Source organism: Rhodospirillum rubrum ATCC 11170, from assembly GCF_000013085.1.
Lineage (GTDB): Bacteria > Pseudomonadota > Alphaproteobacteria > Rhodospirillales > Rhodospirillaceae > Rhodospirillum > Rhodospirillum rubrum.
This window is the reverse complement of record NC_007643.1, coordinates 175,738-192,500: the sequence shown is the minus strand read 5'-3', so window position 1 is coordinate 192,500 and position 16,763 is coordinate 175,738. Positions and strand designations below refer to the sequence as shown.

General features: G+C 65.3%; 16 protein-coding genes. 6 read left to right on the top strand and 10 right to left on the bottom strand.

The window, feature by feature from the left end:
- Window positions 1–832: 832 nt before the first annotated feature.
- The 4 genes from RRU_RS00845 to RRU_RS00830 form a co-directional block, all read right to left on the bottom strand.
- On the bottom strand, window positions 833–2,560 hold the full coding sequence (locus RRU_RS00845) for a SulP family inorganic anion transporter (protein WP_011387925.1): 1,728 nt from the start codon (window positions 2,558–2,560) through the stop codon (window positions 833–835).
- Window positions 2,561–2,640: 80 nt separating this feature from the next.
- Window positions 2,641–2,898 carry a helix-turn-helix domain-containing protein gene (locus RRU_RS00840; protein WP_011387924.1) on the bottom strand — a complete coding sequence of 86 codons (258 nt, stop codon included), beginning with the start codon at window positions 2,896–2,898 and terminating at the stop codon, window positions 2,641–2,643.
- A 163-nt stretch (window positions 2,899–3,061) separates the two neighbouring features.
- On the bottom strand, window positions 3,062–4,693 hold the full coding sequence (gene groL, locus RRU_RS00835) for a chaperonin GroEL (protein ID WP_011387923.1): 1,632 nt from the start codon (window positions 4,691–4,693) through the stop codon (window positions 3,062–3,064).
- Window positions 4,694–4,710: 17 nt separating this feature from the next.
- Complete coding sequence (locus RRU_RS00830) at window positions 4,711–5,025, bottom strand: co-chaperone GroES (RefSeq protein ID WP_011387922.1); 315 nt, start codon at window positions 5,023–5,025, stop codon at window positions 4,711–4,713.
- A gap of 307 nt (window positions 5,026–5,332) precedes the next feature.
- Between RRU_RS00830 and RRU_RS00825 the strand changes: the two genes are divergently transcribed.
- The 3 genes from RRU_RS00825 (at window position 5,333) to RRU_RS00815 (ending at window position 9,190) form a co-directional block, all read left to right on the top strand.
- Entirely contained in the window at window positions 5,333–5,629 is a 297-nt protein-coding gene (locus RRU_RS00825) for an usg protein (protein WP_011387921.1), read from the top strand.
- Window positions 5,630–5,752: 123 nt separating this feature from the next.
- A complete protein-coding gene (gene xseA / locus RRU_RS00820) occupies window positions 5,753–7,366 on the top strand; it encodes an exodeoxyribonuclease VII large subunit (RefSeq protein ID WP_011387920.1) in 1,614 nt (537 codons plus the stop codon).
- A gap of 138 nt (window positions 7,367–7,504) precedes the next feature.
- Window positions 7,505–9,190, top strand: a complete 1,686-nt coding sequence (locus RRU_RS00815) for a methyl-accepting chemotaxis protein (protein WP_011387919.1) — start codon at window positions 7,505–7,507, stop codon at window positions 9,188–9,190.
- 112 nt (window positions 9,191–9,302) lie between these two features.
- On the opposite strand, the gene RRU_RS00810 is transcribed toward RRU_RS00815, so the two are convergent.
- Together RRU_RS00810 and RRU_RS00805 are read right to left on the bottom strand one after the other, a co-directional pair.
- Window positions 9,303–10,877, bottom strand: a complete 1,575-nt coding sequence (locus tag RRU_RS00810) for a DHA2 family efflux MFS transporter permease subunit (protein WP_011387918.1) — start codon at window positions 10,875–10,877, stop codon at window positions 9,303–9,305.
- An 18-nt stretch (window positions 10,878–10,895) separates the two neighbouring features.
- Complete coding sequence (locus RRU_RS00805; RefSeq protein WP_011387917.1) at window positions 10,896–12,068, bottom strand: HlyD family secretion protein; 1,173 nt, start codon at window positions 12,066–12,068, stop codon at window positions 10,896–10,898.
- A gap of 181 nt (window positions 12,069–12,249) precedes the next feature.
- Between RRU_RS00805 and RRU_RS00800 the strand changes: the two genes are divergently transcribed.
- The 3 genes from RRU_RS00800 to nth all read left to right on the top strand — a co-directional run bounded on the left by RRU_RS00800 (window position 12,250) and on the right by nth (window position 14,632).
- Entirely contained in the window at window positions 12,250–12,918 is a 669-nt protein-coding gene (locus tag RRU_RS00800) for a TetR/AcrR family transcriptional regulator (protein WP_011387916.1), read from the top strand.
- 197 nt (window positions 12,919–13,115) lie between these two features.
- A complete protein-coding gene (gene dapB / locus RRU_RS00795) occupies window positions 13,116–13,913 on the top strand; it encodes a 4-hydroxy-tetrahydrodipicolinate reductase (protein WP_011387915.1) in 798 nt (265 codons plus the stop codon).
- An 80-nt stretch (window positions 13,914–13,993) separates the two neighbouring features.
- Complete coding sequence (nth, locus tag RRU_RS00790; RefSeq protein WP_014625878.1) at window positions 13,994–14,632, top strand: endonuclease III; 639 nt, start codon at window positions 13,994–13,996, stop codon at window positions 14,630–14,632.
- Window positions 14,633–14,741: 109 nt separating this feature from the next.
- Here the strand turns inward: nth and RRU_RS00785 are convergent, their stop codons facing one another.
- The 4 genes from RRU_RS00785 to RRU_RS00770 form a co-directional block, all read right to left on the bottom strand.
- The gene (locus RRU_RS00785) at window positions 14,742–15,218 is read right to left on the bottom strand and encodes a hypothetical protein (protein WP_148265465.1); all 477 of its coding nucleotides are present in this window, start codon (window positions 15,216–15,218) and stop codon (window positions 14,742–14,744) included.
- A 5-nt stretch (window positions 15,219–15,223) separates the two neighbouring features.
- Entirely contained in the window at window positions 15,224–15,526 is a 303-nt protein-coding gene (locus RRU_RS00780) for a hypothetical protein (protein ID WP_148265464.1), read from the bottom strand.
- A gap of 79 nt (window positions 15,527–15,605) precedes the next feature.
- Window positions 15,606–15,971, bottom strand: a complete 366-nt coding sequence (locus RRU_RS00775) for a hypothetical protein (protein WP_237703812.1) — start codon at window positions 15,969–15,971, stop codon at window positions 15,606–15,608.
- A gap of 47 nt (window positions 15,972–16,018) precedes the next feature.
- Window positions 16,019–16,603 (bottom strand): bactofilin family protein, encoded by a 585-nt coding sequence (locus RRU_RS00770; protein ID WP_162470593.1) that lies wholly within the window; start codon window positions 16,601–16,603, stop codon window positions 16,019–16,021.
- Window positions 16,604–16,763: the final 160 nt, after the last annotated feature.

The following is a 16,763-nucleotide window of genomic DNA, read 5'->3' as shown; positions in this document are numbered from 1 at the left end:
ACCATTAGTCCTGTATATTCTGGCCGTAAGGAACGTCAAAGTCTAAGACAGAAGTCTTATACTTATAAACCGTCCCTACTTGAGATAGGCAAGACCGCTGGAAGGAACCCTTCCGAACAGTCCAGGCGCATTCCGTTTCCGGATCAGCGCCGCCCGCCCATCTCTTTCGTTCGCGTTTCCATTAACAATGTCAAACAGCAGCGGAAGCCACGCTTCCTAAAAGCAACAAACCAATTTACCATCCGGCCAAACCCGAACCGCCGGAGCGGCCCGCCGTCGTCGCCGGAGGCCGGGGTTCTACCCCTGCGCCTCGTCCGTGTCAACCTGTTTTTTTCGACGTTTCAGAGACAGACGCCGGAGCCAAACCAACTCCGAAAGGCTTGAAAAGCCCTGTCTTTCCCTAACCCGTCCAGGTATCCCCGGACCCCGTCAAACCAGTCCGCGGCACCGCCGCCCGGTTCGTCGGGAGGGCGGTTTCTACTCCCGCCCCAGCACCGTTGTCAACACCGCGTTTTTCTTTTTTCCACCCGCCCATCCTCCTCTCGGAAGACCGCTAACCCCTTGCGGGATATCGCGTTTTCAGGACCGGCTAAAACCCGGAGCCAACTCCCCGAAGCACCACCGGCGCCGTCGGGAGGCGGGTTCTAGGCCCCTGGACCCACAACGTCAACCGCTTTCGACAAACCACCCCGCTTTTTTATCGGAACACCCCTTAGACGGGTATGAGTCCGCATAGATCGCCGCAAAGTCCGCAAACCACCCCCCGCAACACACCCAGACGGGAAGAACCAAAAAACGGAGTCCCGCCCGCCGCCGCCAGCCCGCCGGCTGCTCAGATCGGTTCGGCTTTCACGGCCGTCACCGCATCGTCGATGGTCCGCTTGTAGATGACGCGCGGCGGACGCAGGTCGTGGGCGAGCAGGGTTCGGCGGACCTTGGGTGAGGCGCCGGTGAAGAAGACCTTCACCTTGTGGCGCTGGGCCTTGCGCACCGCGCCCTCGATGGCATTGGCCGCCGTCGAGTCGAGGAAGGGGACGGCGGCGAAATCAAGGACGAAGGCCTTGCGCTGATCGGCGATGCGATCGAGCACCGAGCCCACGGTCGAGGCCGCGCCGAAGAAGAACGCCCCGGAGATGCGATAGACCACCACCCGGGGATCGCTGGCCAGGGCGGCGTCATAGGCCGAGCGGCCAAAGGCGCCATCGGCGCGGTCCTCGGCGATCAGGGGCTGATCGGCTTCGACCACCGTGGCCTTGGCCATGCGATTAAGGAACAGCAAGGTGCCGATCAGGAAACCGGCGACGATCCCCTCGGTCAGATCGCGGAAGATGGTCAACAGGAAGGTTGCCATCAGCACCACCGTATCGCCGCGCGAGGTGCGCAGCAGCACGGCGAAGGCATGGCGCTCGATCATGTTCCAGGCGACGATCGCCAGAACCGCCGCCAGCGAGGCCAGCGGGATATAGCTGACCAAGGGCGCCGCCACCGCCAGGAAGCCAAGCAGGAACAGGGCGTGGAGCATGCCGGCGATCGGCCCGCGCGCCCCGGCCCGCACATTGGTCGCCGTTCTGGCGATGGTGCCGGTGGCGCAGACGCCGCCAAACAGCGCCGAGGCCATATTGGCGATGCCCTGGGCCACCAATTCGCAATTGGAGCGGTGACGGCGCCCGGTCATGCCGTCGGCGACCACGGCCGAGAGCAGCGACTCGATGGCGCCAAGCAGGGCGAAGGCCGCCGCATCGGGCAGGACAGCGATCAAAAGATCAAAGGAGAAGACCGGCATCGACGGCAGCGGCAGGGTGCGCGGGATCTCGCCAAAGCGCGAGCCCACCGTCTCGATTGGCATATTGAATAGCCAGGCGGTGAAACTGCCCAGGGCGACGGCCAGCAGCATGCCCGGCCAGCCCGGGCGGAAGCGCTTTTGCAAGACGATGAAGGCGATGGTGGGGATCGAGATCAGCAGGGCCGCCGGGGTGATCGACGGCAGGGCCGAACCCAGGGCCATCAGCTTGGGCAAGATCTCGCCCGGTTCGGGCCCGCTTAAGCTGAGGCCGAGAAGGTCTTTGATCTGGGTGGTGAAGATCACCACGCCGATGCCGGCGGTAAAGCCCACCGTGACCGGATAGGGGATGAATTTGACGTAGGTCCCCAGCCGCAACAGCCCCATGGCCACCAGGATCAGCCCGGCCACGAAGGTGGCGAGGATCATGCCGGCAAAGCCGTGCTCGGCGACGGTGGCGGCGACCAGAACGATGAAGGCCCCCGCCGGTCCGCCGATCTGGAAGCGGCTGCCGCCCAAGGCGGAGATCAGAAAGCCGCCGACGATGGCGGTGAACAGCCCCTGTTCGGGAGTCGCCCCGGAGGCGATGGCGATGGCCATCGACAGCGGCAGGGCGACGATCGCCACCGTCAGCCCGGCAAGGGCATCGGCGCGCAGATCGCCCAGCCCATAGCCGTCGCGCAGCATGGTGACGAGCTTGGGGGTGAAAAGGGCGAGGAACGAGTCTTCCTCGGGGGGGCGGGTGATCGACGGGCGGGGGGCGATCCGGGGGCTGTCCATGACGACCTTTGCGCAAGAAAGACGGGCGGACTCGTCGAAAAGCCGGCATGTCCACCGTCGCGGGGGAAACCCTGGACCCCTTATCCCCTGGTATGCTGGCGCAGACGGACGCCGCGGCCGATACCGATGCTGGGCGCGTCCTCGCCGATCAGTTCGACTCCGGCCAGATCGAAGGCGCGCACCACCTTGGTCAAGGTATCGACGACGCCGCGTACCGTGCCGTCGCTGGCCTCCATGCGCTGAATGGTCGGCAAGGACACCCCCGACAGATCGGCGAGGGTCCTTTGGTCGATTCCAAGAAGGGCCCGGGCGGCCCGCATCTGCGCAGCGGTGATCACGGATCACGGTCCTTGCAAGCATAAGGGGGACTGGTAGGGTTCCAGACCCCTATAGTGATACCTGAAACATGATCCTTACAAGATGAAAGCGCTATCGGCGGCAAAATAGACAAAGGGGCCACCCCCGATCGGAAGCGGCCCCCTTGGTCCAAGCCAGGATGGCTTAGAAGTCCATGTCGCCCATGCCGCCGCCGGCGGGCAGGGCCGGCTTCTTCTCGGGGATTTCGGCGACCATCGCCTCGGTGGTGATCAGCAGCGAGGCCACCGAGGCCGCCCCCTGGAGGGCGGTGCGCACGACCTTGGTCGGATCGATCACCCCGACCTTGACCAGATTCTCATAGACCCCGGTCTGGGCGTTGTAGCCGAAATCGGCATCGGAGCTTTCAAGCAGCTTGCCGGCGACCACGGCGCCATCGACGCCGGCGTTCTCGGCGATCTGGCGCACCGGCGCCTGCAGGGCGCGCCGCACGATCTCGATCCCGACCTTCTGATCGGCGTTGGCCGGGCTCAGGGCGTCCAGGGCCTTGGCCGCATGCAGCAGGGCGACACCGCCGCCGGCGATGATGCCTTCCTCAACGGCGGCGCGGGTGGCGTGCATCGCGTCGTCGACGCGGTCCTTCTTCTCCTTGACCTCGACTTCGCTGGCACCGCCAACCCGGATCACCGCGACGCCGCCCGACAACTTGGCCAGACGTTCTTGCAGCTTTTCCCGGTCGTAATCGCTAGTGGTGTCTTCGATGGTGGCGCGGATCTGGGCGCAGCGGGCGTCGATATCGGCCTTGACGCCGGCGCCGTCGACGATGGTGGTGTTGTCCTTGGTGATCGTCACCGTCTTGGCCGTGCCCAGCATGTCGAGGGTGACGGTCTCAAGCTTGATGCCCAGGTCTTCGCTGATCACCTGCCCACCGGTCAGGATGGCGATGTCTTCGAGCATCGCCTTGCGGCGATCGCCAAAGCCCGGGGCCTTGACCGAGGCGACCTTGAGGCCGCCGCGCAGACGGTTGACCACCAGGGTGGCCAGGGCCTCGCCCTCGACATCTTCGGCGATGATCAGCAGCGGCCGCCCCGACTGGACGACGGCTTCGAGCACCGGCAGCAGCGGCTGCAGGCCCGAGAGCTTCTTTTCGTGGATCAGGATGTAGGGGTTTTCCAGATCGGCGACCATCTTCTCGGCGTTGGTCACGAAATAGGGCGACAGATAGCCGCGATCGAACTGCATGCCTTCGACCACGTCGAGCTCGGTATCGAGGCCCTTGGCCTCCTCGACGGTGATCACGCCCTCGTGACCGACCTTGTCCATCGCCCGGGCGATGATCTTGCCGACCTCTTCATCGCCATTGGCCGAGATGGTGCCGACCTGGGCAATTTCATCATTGGTGGCGATCTTGCGCGAGCGCGTCTTCACGTCCTTGACGACGGCGGCGACCGCCAGATCGATGCCGCGCTTGAGGTCCATCGGGTTCATGCCGGCGGCGACCGCCTTGCTGCCCTCGCGGACGATGGCCTGGGCCAGCACGGTGGCGGTGGTCGTGCCATCGCCGGCGACATCGGCGGATTTGGAGGCGACCTCGCGCAGCATCTGCGCGCCCATGTTCTCGAACTTGTCCTTCAGTTCGATTTCCTTGGCGACGGACACGCCGTCCTTGGTGATGCGCGGGGCGCCGAAGCTTTTGTCGATCACCACGTTGCGGCCCTTGGGGCCGAGCGTCACCTTGACCGCATTGGCCAGGGTGTCGACGCCGCGCAGCAGGCGATCACGGGCGTCGCTGGAAAACTTGACGTCTTTGGCAGCCATTGGTTCCTCCCCTCGACTCACGCCGCCCGGCGGGCCGCATCGGCATCCTCGATCACGCCGAGAATGTCGGATTCCTTCATGATGAGATACTCGACGCCGTCGATCTTGACCTCGGTGCCGGTCCATTTGCCAAACAGCACGATGTCGCCGGATGTGACGTCAAGCGGGTGCAGAACGCCATCTTCCCCCCGGGCCCCGGGGCCGGTGGCGATGATCTCGCCGCGCATCGGCTTTTCCTTGGCGGTATCGGGAATGATGATGCCGCCTTTGGTCTTCTCGTCCTCTTCGAGGCGTCGCACCAGAACGCGGTCCTGCAAAGGCCTGAATGCCATCTGACTCCTCCGTCATTTCTTCTAGCATTCGCAACACACGACACCCGCCCGGGATGCCAATGCCTGGGGCTTCCCTCGCAGCGGGCGTCCCTGAAATAAGCGGGCCGGCGGCGGGGTCAAGAGTCGGACGGAAAATTTTATCAGCACTCGCGCCGATATGCTGCTAACAGTCTGTTATCCTTGTTTATTTTTTCCCCGGCGCATCCATCGGCACCCCATATCCGTAAGGATGAGGAGAGGAAACACGCGCGTTCTCCGCCGAAGGCCGAGACGGTTTAGGCGGAGGTGATCACAGGAGGGTTGCGCCATGAACACCATGTCCCCGCCGCCGACCACCGCCCGCCCCGGCGATCTGGCCCGCCAATTGGCCGATTACCGGCTGACGACGGCGAAAATCCTTTATCACCTTCCCGATCATCCCTCGTTGCTGCAGGAATACATCTGGCAGCAGCTCGACATCGCGCCGCGCTTCCCCGAGCTTCAGCGCTTCTTGCGGTTTTGGGAACGCGAATTGGAAGGCCGGCTGCATTCGGTCAGCGTCGCCACCGTCGGGCTGATCACCGCCGGCGGCTTCCGGGCGGTCGATCACGTGATTATCCACTGATCCTTGCCAGCCTTGACAAGGCGTCGCGCCCAAACGGGTTTCCCAAGGAAGCCCGGCTTTGGCAAAGGCGGCATGACAAACCCGCCGTTGCCAAGCGCGCGGCCCTTGGGGCACTGTTGGCCGATGATCGACACCCCCAACGCCCCCGTCCACAACCTTCCCGAACTCTCGGTATCCGAGCTGTCGGGCGCCCTCAAACGCACGATCGAGGAGGCTTTTTCGCGCGTCCGCGTGCGCGGCGAGATCAGCCAGCCCAAGGTGGCCGGCTCGGGGCACTGCTATTTGCGCCTGAAGGACGATCAGGCGGTGATCGACGCCATCATCTGGCGCGGCACCATGGCCAAACTCGCCCTGCGCCCGGAAGAGGGGCTCGAGGTCATCGCCATCGGCCGACTGACCACCTATCCCGGCCGATCAAGCTACCAGATCGTTATCGAATCGCTGGAACTGGCCGGCGAGGGCGCCTTGCTGAAAATGCTCGAGGAGCGGCGCAGACGGCTGGCCGCCGAAGGGCTGTTCGATGCCGGGCGCAAGCGCCGCCCGCCCTTCCTGCCCTCGGTGATCGGCGTCATCACCTCGCCCACCGGCGCCGTCATCCGCGATATCCTCCACCGCCTTGCCGATCGCTTTCCCCGTCCGGTTCTGGTCTGGCCGGTCGCCGTCCAGGGCGAGGGCGCGGCCGCCCAGATCGCCGCCGCCATCACCGGCTTCAACGCCCTGCCTGCGGGCGGGCCGGTGCCGCGCCCCGACGTGCTGATCGTGGCGCGCGGCGGCGGCAGCCTGGAAGACCTGATGGCCTTCAACGACGAGGCCGTGGTCCGCGCCGCCAGCGCCAGCGCCATCCCGCTGATTTCCGCCGTCGGCCATGAAACCGACACCACCTTGATCGACCACGCCGCCGACCTGCGGGCGCCGACGCCGACGGGGGCGGCGGAAATGGCCGTGCCGGTTCGCCTGGATCTGCTGGCCCAGGTCCGCGAGCGCGGCGGCCGGCTTGACGGCGCGACCTTGCGGCTGATCGAGGAACGCCGCTTGCGGATCGAAGGACTGGGGCGCGGCCTGCCCGACCTCGCCCGGCTGATCGGCACCTTCGCCCAGCGCCTTGATGATCGCGCCGAGCGTCTGGAGGCCGCCTTGCCCCGCCTGCTCGATCGCCGGGCCGATGGCGTTTTCCATACGGCCGCCCGCCTGCGCGGACCGGGCGAGATGATCGCCCGCAAGGCCGATGCCCTGGAACGCGCCGGACGCGGCCTGGAGACCGGGCTCGCCCGCGGCCTGCGCGAGGCGGCGAGCCGACTTGACCAGCGGGCCGACCGTCTGCGTCCGGGCCAGATCGCCCGCCTTGTCGCCGAAGGAAGCCGGGCCTTGACCACCCTGGCCGGCCGGCTTGACGATCTTGGCCGCCAGACCCTGGTCCGCCGCCAGGACACCCTGGAGGGCCTGGGCGCCCGGCTGGACAACATGTCCTATCGCAAGGTGCTCGAACGCGGCTATGCGGTGGTCCGCGATGCCACGGGCGCCATCGTGCCGGCGGCGCGCGGCCTGACCAAAGGCGACGGCGTCGTCCTTGATTTCCGTGACGGCCGGGTGGCGGCGACGATCGGCGAGGCCGACCCCGAGGCGATCCCCGGCCAACCCGCTCCGGAAACTCCGCCGACCGCCGCCGGCCGGTCGCCCGCGCGGCGGCCGCGATCTGCGGGCGAAGGCCGCCAGGGCGACCTGCTCAAGGACCTCTGAGTCGTGGCGTCCTGAACGGCCTCAGGCTTGTGGAAGTCCTCTGACTTTGCGACCTATAGTGCTATAAAAGGCGCCCTTCCCGATCCCCCAGATCCATCCTTCGGCCCCGCTTGGCGTGGCCCCATGGAGAATAGACCCGTGTTGACCAATACACGTATCGCGATTCGGATCTGGATTCCGGTCGCCCTTATGATCGTCGCCCTGATCGGTTCCTCGGTGGTGGTTCTCAACGGAGAACACAAGGGCATGATGCGCGACCGCACCGCCCAGGTGCAGTCGATCGCCACCACCGCCCTGGGGATCGTCAAGCAGGCGCAAAGCCAGCAGATCGCCGGCAAGCTGAGCGAGGCCGAGGCCAAGACCTGGGCGCGGACGGCCTTGCGGGCGATGACTTACGGCAAGGGCGATTACGTCTTCGTTTACGACAGCCGGGGCACGGTTCTGGTCAATGCCCCCGATCCCTCCAAGGAGGGCGAGAATCGCATGGGGTTGGTCGATCCCAACGGTCTGCCGATCATCCGCGCCCTGGTCGATGGCACGCGCAACGGCGGCTCGGTCGTGCTGCCCTATTCCTGGCCGCGTCCGGGCGAAAGCGCGCCGATCGCCAAGATTTCCTATGCCGTCGGCTTCGAGCCCTGGGGCTGGTTGATCGGCAGCGGCTTGTATATCGATGATGTCGAGACCGCCTTCGCCAAAGAAGCCTTTACCGCCGGGGCGACGATCGCCGTCATCTTGCTGGTGGTCTGCCTGATCGCCTATGCCATCGTCCACTCGATCACCAAGCCGCTGGTCGAGATGACCGCGCGCATGGTCCGTCTGGCCGAGGGCGATCTGGCCGTCGAGATCAAGGGAGCGACCCGGCGCGATGAAATCGGCGCCATGGCCAGGGCCTTGGAGGTCTTCCGCCGCAACGGCCAGGAAAACCGGGCGCTGGTCGACCGCCAGAAGCAGGCCGAAGCCGAGGCCGTCAAGGAGCGCACGGCGATGCGTCAGGCCCTGGCCAATGATTTCGAGCAGGGCGTGGGAAGCCTGCTGCGCACCCTGGTCGGCGCCTCGGAGGATCTGAACGGCGCGGCCAACGCGCTGAACGCCAGCGCCAATGCCACCCGCACCCGGGTCGACGAGGTGGCGACCGCCACCGAGGCCGCCAGCGCCAATGTCCAGACCGTCGCCTCGGCCGCCGAGGAGTTGTCGGCGTCGATCAGCGAGATTGGCCATCAGGTGACGCGGGCCTCGCAGGTCACCGGCGATGCGGTGCGCGACGCCGGTAAAACCAGCCAACAGGTCCAGACCCTGATCGCCGCCGCCGAACGCATCGGCGAGGTGGTCAAGCTGATCACCACCATCGCCGAGCAGACCAATTTGCTGGCGCTGAACGCCACGATCGAGGCGGCAAGGGCCGGTGACGCCGGCAAGGGCTTCGCCGTGGTCGCCGGCGAGGTCAAGACTTTGGCCAATCAGACCGCCCGGGCGACCGACGAAATCACCCGACAGATCGCCGCCCTTCAGGAGGAAACCCGCAGCAGCGGAACCGCCATCTCCAGCATCGCCGGCACCATCTCGGAAATCAACGCCATCTCGGAGGCCATCGCCGCCGCGGTCGAGGAACAGGGCGCCGCCACCCGGGAAATCTCGCGCAATATCCAGGAAGCCAGCCAGGGCACCTCGGTGGTGTCCGATAACATCGCCAGCGTATCCGATTCCGCCTCCCAGGCCGGAACCGCCGCCAGTCAGGTTCACGCCTCGGCCGAGGCCTTGCGCGATACGGCCAAGACCATGCACGAACGCATCAACGCCTTCGTCGAGCGCGTCCGCGCCGGCTGAGCCGTCGCCCTCGATCAAGCGGCGGCAAGGGCGCCCCCCTTTACCGCCGCTCCACCCCTTTGATGTCGAAGCAAATCGTCGTCGCGATCTGGTTCAGATCCCTTGGGATCCTTCAATGGCCGCCGCCATCGGGACCATTGCCGCCAACCTTGTGGACGAAAGGCATCAGCAGCAGGCCGAAGGCGAAGACCACGGCGACGGCGGTGAAGACATCGGCGAAGGCCATCACCGTCGCCTCGCGCATCACGATCTGACGAACCTGTCCCAGCGCCGCCTGGGCCGAGGAACTGCCAAGAACCGGATCGAAATGGCGCTCCATGCCCGACAGGGTCGCCTCGGCGGCCAGCCGGGCGGTGGTGACGTTTTCGGCCAGATAGGAATAATGGATCTTGGTCTGATCGGTCAGCATGGTGGTGATCGCCGCCAGCCCGATCGCCCCGCCCAGATTGCGCATCAGATTATAAAGGCCCGAGGCGTTGCCCAGCTTCTCCTTGGGCAGGGTGCCCAGGCTCAGGCGATTGATCGGGATGAAGATGAACATCAACGACACCCCGCGCACCGCCTGGGGCAGGAAGAATTCCCAATAGTCCCAGTCATGGGTCAGATGGGTGTTCAGCCAGAGGCCAAGGGCGAACATCAACAACCCGAACGACAGCATCACCCGCAGATCAAGCTTGCGCGACAGCGCTCCGGCCAGCGGCGCCGACAGAAACTGGAACAGGCCGGTGATCATCACCACCTCGCCGATCTGCGCCGGATTGAGATCGCGGACGCGGGCGAGGAACAGCGGCATCAGATAGACCGCCCCATAAAGCCCGACGCCGGTGATGAAGCTGTAAAGACAGCCAAGAACGAAATTGCGATCAAGGAAGGCGCGCAGATCGACCACCGGGTCCTTGGCCGTCAGTTCGCGCCAAACCAGCAAAACGCCGCCGATCGCCGCGCAGGCGGTGAAAAAGACGATGGGCGCCGAGTCGAACCAGTCGTCGCGCGGTCCTTCCTCCAGAATATACTGCAAGCTTCCCAGGCAGACCGCGACCAGACCGATGCCGATCAGGTCGATACGGCGCAGCAAGCTGGGATCGGCCTCGTCGAAATGAACCAGGGTGGCCGCGGCGACCGTCACCGCGGCGCCGACCGGCAGGTTGAGCAAAAATAGCCAGTGCCAGGACAGGGCCTCGGTCAGATGGCCGCCGATGGTCGGCCCCAGGGCCGGGGCGCAGGTCGCCACCAAGCCGATGACCACCGACACCCCGGCCTGCTTCTTGCCCGGGAACAGGGCGAAGGCGGCGGCGAAGACGGTGGGGATCATCGCCCCGCCCAGGAATCCCTGAACGACGCGGAAGGCAACCAGGCTTTCGAGATTCCAGGCGATGGCGCACAGCCCGCTGGCGATGGTGAAGCCGCCGCTGGCCATGGTGAACAGCCAGCGCGTCGACATCAACCGCGACAGCCAACCCGACAGCGGAATCATCACCACTTCGGCGATTAGATAGCCGGTCTGTACCCAGCTGATCTCTTCGGGACCGGCACTGACGCCGGCCTGGATCTCGGCCAGGGAACTGGCGACGATCTGGATATCGAGGATGGCCATGAACATGCCGACCACCAGGGCGAAGAAGCCAAGGCGATCGCGCAAGGGCAAGGCACCGCCGGAGACGGCGGCGGAAGCGGGGGCGGCGGCCATGGAACGGGGCGCCCCGACTTAGCGGTGGGTGGGGGAAGACCCGGCCGAACCGGCCAGGGCGGTGCCGACCAGACCCAGCGCGACATCGCGCCCGCCACGGGTATCGACCGAGACCTCGACCGACAGCCCCGGGCGCATCAGCGCCGACAGCGGATCATCGGCAAGCATCTCGATCCGCACCGGAACGCGTTGGACGACCTTGGTGAAATTGCCCGTGGCGTTCTCGGGCGGCAGCAGGCTGAACTGCGCCCCCGAGGCCGGGGCGAAACTGACCACCCGGCCCTGGCCGTGGCGACCGGAATAGGCGTCGATCTCCACCTTCACCGTCTGTCCCGGCGCCATGGCGCCCAATTGGGTTTCCTTGAAGTTCGCCGCGATCCACAGGCCCTCAAGCGGCACGATCGCCATCAGCGCCGATCCGGGAGCCACATACTGACCGGCCCGCACCCCGCGATTGCCGACCACCCCGGCGATCGGCGCGCGGATTTCCGTATTGGCGAGATTGATCTCGGCCAGGGCGCGTTGCGCCTGGGCCGAGCGCACTTCGGCCGCCGCCGCGTCGCGATCGGCGCTGAGCACGGCCAGACGCTTCTGGGCGCCGTCAAGGGCGGCGGCGGCGCTGCGCAGCTCGGCCGCGCCAGAGGTCGCCTGTTCGCGGGCGCTGTCCAGGCTCTGGCGACTGGTGGCGCCACGGCCCACCAGATCCTGATAGCGGGCCAGATCCTTGGCGGCGCGATCGAACCGCGCCTGGGCGGCGTCCATCGCGCCCCGGGCCTGGGCGATCGCCGTCTGTTGAAGATCGATATTGGCGATGATCGAGGCCAGTTCGGCGGCCTTGCCCTCGGCGTTGGCACGGGCCTGATCCACCTGAACCCGGTAATCGGCGCTATCTAAGCGCACCAGCAGCTGACCGGCGCTAACCACCTCGTTGTCGCCGACGGCGACCTCGTCCACATAGCCCGAGACCTTGGGGGCGATGGCGGTGATGTCGCCCTGGATATAGGCGTTGTCGGTGGTTTCAAGAAACCGTCCCTCGGTCCACCAGCGCCAGCCGAACACCCCGGCCGCCGCCACCGCGCCAACGACAAGGACGCCAAGCAGCAGGCGGCGACCCCAGGAACGGGGGGACGCGGGGGGCAGCGTCGGTTCGGCAGACACGGTTGAACGGGGTCCCGAGGGGGCGGTGGACATGGGGGCTCCTGAAGGCCGGAGAACGCGGAGTTCAAAACTTCGCGTGACACAAACTAAACTGCCCGGTTTAAATGACGGAGCGCCCGCCCCATTTCAAGGAGGAAGTGAACCGCCGGTGTAGATTTTCGTCCTCAAGCCCCGGCCCCTTTGTGTAGGATGCCGCCAACCCCTAGGAGCCCCCATGTCGTCAAGCCGCCCTTCGCCACAGCCCCCTTCCGCCACCGACTCGCGACCGGCCAAAGAGCCTTGGTCGCCGCCGACCGCCGACCGGCGCGGCAAGCGCGCGGCCATTCTCGCCGCCGCCCGCAAGCTTTTCCTGGGCGAGGACTACGCCAGCGTCAGCGTCGAATCGATCGCCGCCGAGGCCGGGGTGTCCAAGGCGACCGTCTATGCTCATTTCGCCGGCAAGGCCGATCTGTTCGCCGAGGTCATCCGCGACCGCACCAGCTCGGTCTTCGATCTCGACGAGACGATCCTGGCCGGCGCGCCGGCGGAACGCTTGCGGGTGCTTGGGCTGCGTCTGCTGGCGATGATCTCCTGCCCCGACAGTCTGGCCGTCCATCGTCGGGTGATGGGCGACGGCGAACGCTTTCCCGAAATCCGCGAGATCTTCTTCCGCTCCGGCCCGGCCATCGGCCACCGCGCCGTCGCCTGCCATCTGTCTGGCATGAACGAAAAGGGTCAATTGCGGGTTCCCGACCCCGAGCTCACCGCCGAGCTTTTCCTCGGCATGCTCAAGGGATCGGCCCACATGCGGATGTGCCTGGGCATCAGCGACGAGACCGAGGACGAGCGCGTGCGCCGCGTGGACGAAGTGGTGCGGATCATGATGGCGGCCTACGCCCCTTAAGCCGCGGATAGCCGGGCCCGGGTGCGGGGAGCCCCCCCATTTCGGCAGACCACCCGCGCCCCCCTGGCGTTTCACCCGCGCCCGCGACCATGCTAGAGAACGCACCCAGCAACAACCGCGCGCATGCGAAGGGTCGGGCGGTGGATTCGCCAATCCCCCAGGCCCCCAAAGCGCCCGCAAGGAAGGACCGAGCCATCATGAAGATCGGGATCGTCGGCTGCGCCGGGCGTATGGGCCGCATGTTGCTCAAGGAAGTCAGCGCCTCGCCGGAAACCACCCTGGTCGGCGGCATCGAACGCCCGGGCTCGCCGGCCACCGGAACGGATCTTGGCTTGTTGATCGGCAGCGAGACCATCGGCATCGGCGTTGGCGATGATGCCGCCGAACTTTTCGCCGCCAGCGATACGGTCATCGATTTCACCACCCCGGCCGCCACCGTCACCCACGCCGCCCTCGCCGCCCGTCACGGCAGCGCCCTGATCGTCGGCACCACCGGCATGGGCCCCGACCATGTGGCGGCCCTGGAACGGGCGGCGCAGAAGGTGCCGGTGGTCTTCGCCCCCAATATGAGCGTCGGCGTCACCTTGCTGATGGCCCTGACCGAACGGGTGGCCGGCTTGCTCAAGGACGATTACGACATCGAAATCCTTGAAATGCATCACCGCTTCAAGGTCGACGCCCCCTCGGGCACCGCCCTGGGCCTGGGCAAGGCCGCCGCCGCCGGACGTGGCATCGACCTTGACGAGATGGCGACCCGGGTGCGCGACGGCCTGACCGGCCCGCGCGAGCCCGGCTCCATCGGCTTCGCCACCCTGCGCGGCGGCGATGTGGTGGGCGATCACACGGTGATCTTCGCCGCCGAGGGCGAGCGCATCGAATTGACCCACCGCGCCTCGAACCGCGCGGTTTTCGCCAAGGGCGCCCTGCGCGCCGCCCTGTGGACCCGCGATCGCGCCCCCGGGCTTTATTCCATGCACGACGTTCTCGGGCTCTGAGCGCTTTGAGCCGCCCAGCCTCGCCAAGACAAGATCGCCCGTCGAGCACTCCGCCCGTCACCCCGGCGGCCCCGGTTCCCTTGGCCCCGGCGGATGTCGAGCGGTTTTTCGCGACCTTGGCGGCGCTCTCGCCCGAGCCCAAGGGGGAGTTGGAGTACCTCAACCCCTTCACCTTGCTGGTCGCCGTCGTGCTCTCGGCCCAGGCCACCGACAAGGGGGTCAACCGGGCGACCGGACCGTTGTTTCAGGTGGCCGACACCCCGGCGAAGATGGTGGCCCTGGGGGAAGAGGCACTGCGCGGCTATATCCGCACCATCGGCCTGTTCAACACCAAGGCGCGCAATGTCATCGCCCTCTCGCAAGCCCTGATCGACGAGCATGGCGGCGAGGTGCCTTGCGACCGCGCCGCCCTGGAAACCCTGCCCGGGGTCGGGCGCAAGACCGCCAATGTCGTGCTCAACATCGCCTTTGGCCAACCGACGATGGCCGTCGACACCCATATCTTCCGAGTCGCCAACCGCACCGGCCTAGCGCCGGGCAAGACGCCGCTGGCCGTCGAGATCGGGCTTGAAGCCGTGATCCCCGAAGGCTATCGCCTGCACGCCCATCACTGGCTGATTCTGCACGGCCGCTATGTTTGCAAGGCCCGCAAGCCCGAATGCCCGCTCTGCCCCGTCCGCGATTGCTGCGGCTTTCCCGATAAAACGCTGGCGCTATGAGCCGGCTGGTCAGGGCTTAGTTTCTAGCGACCGTGGTGAAACGCGGTCGGAGCGATGGGGCTCGCGCTTGAAAAATTGAAGCGGGATCGTCTTGGCCGTTCTTAACTTTTTATAGGTTCGACCCTCTGACTAAAGATCGAACCATCTCAAAAGGAATGATATTTTCGCCACCGGCGGAAAACAAAGGCCCTAAAAGCCTTTTGTCATTTGTAAGTATGGTATAATTTGACGATAATCTTACAAGAGAACTGTCCGTAATCCCATAGGATAGAAATTCTTCCGGCTCACTGTCGGAAACTATAGTTGATTCTATCTGTTCAAATATCAAAAAAAAGCTTCTCGCAATTCCAAAGGCAAGTTTGGCGGCGTAGCCGTTGAGATCTATAAGATTAGATACCTCGGTTGCGATATAGGGCGTTATATAGATTTTTTCAAAACTCCCTATAAACTCAACAACCGCTCTATAGTCTTTAATATCAAATCCGCTCAAACGCTTTGAATTACGGATATGCCTACCACTTTCAATAGAGCCAATAACAAGAAGCAGTAAAATATTTGTGTCTATTATTAGCTTTTTGTTTTTCAAAATTATTAGCCCTCTTTATATCTCCTAAACCCCCCAAAATTCCCATTCTCACTATTAATAAGGAATACCTTGTATTCCTTTCTTCTTCCCATTATGGCTGCCAGCGTCAACAGGTTTGACGCGTCTTTACTTGAAGGATTTAGGGTATCAAAAGCGCCGGGGCCATCAAGGTCATAGCTAACGGTGACTTCGTAAAATTTTCCGTCAGAAGACAGAAGAGCTTCTTCCGGAACCGGATTTTTTGCCCCCTTTACTAATTTTTCCACATTTTCCAGGGCTATGCGGACAGCGTCCTCGAAGTCAATCATCAAAACCTCCACGGAAGGAGAGATGGAGCCTTTCAGACGCCTGTCACCAGAGACTTGAATTTCAATCCGGTTCTTGACGTTACAGGGCGATGACCTCGCCGATCGACGCGGTGTGGTGGACATCGCGCAGGCAGGCCTTGGGATCGGCCGCGCCGCCGCCCCGGCCCCGGGCCTCCGCATAGGCCACGCCCAGGCGGCCCCCGTCCTCATAAAGAACGAAGTCCAGCACGCAGCCCCGCCCCCGGTATTGCCAGACCTGGGCCGAGCCGTCGCGGCGCAGCAGGGCGGGTTCGCCAAGAACGCGGCGCAGGCCGCGATCATCGCGGCCGATCAGGGCCGAGGGGCTGTCCACCGTCAAGGGCGGCAGGGCGCCATGCCGCCCGCCCAGGCCGTCGGCCGATTGACAGGCGGCGAGACCGACGAGCGCCCCCCCGAAAACAGCCACCCTCCGCCAGAGCGCGAGACCGGTCCTTTCGGGGCGGGCGCCGACGATCATACCCGCGGGCCGGCCGCAGGACCGCCCAGCGGCCCCGGAGCGGCGGCAGAGGGAGCGGGGGCGGGAGCAGCGGGGGGTTCGAATTCGGCGTCGAGCGAACCGATGGAGCCTTGCAGGCGCCCGCCCTCCTCCACCGACAGCGCGGCATAGCGGATGACCCCGGCCACCACTCCGGTGGGGCGGACGACAAGACGACGGCTGACCGTCATCTCGCCTTCGAAGCGGCCGCTGATATCGGCCTCGGCGATGACCACCGTGCCCTTGAACTCGCCGGTCTCGGCGACTTCCAGCATCGAGGCATTGGTCAGATTGGCCGCGACCTTGCCTTCGACCACCAGATGGTCGCAGGCATTGATCTCGCCCGAAAGCTGGATCTCGCGACCGACGACAAGCTTCTTGCCCTCGGTTGAATCGGGAGCCGCTTCGGGGCGGCGCGGCGGGTGGCCGGGAATATCCATCACCCGGCGCGGAATATCGGGTTGCTTGAAAGCCGGGGGATTGGGGCGGTTGGGCATTAGGGTGCCTCGTTGGGCGAAGGGTTTGAGCGGCGGAGCCGCCTGGGCGGACGAGGGGGTGAACACGGGGGTGTCCTCTCCCAGCGGCCGGAAAGGAGGAGTGGGAGCCTCATCGGCGGTGGCGGAGACCGCAGAGGAATCCTGGCTCCGGCCGTCCGGGCCCCGGAATTCGGCCTCGACGGCGGGATCTTTCGATCCGGGCTGGGGTGACTTGCGTCCGAACATC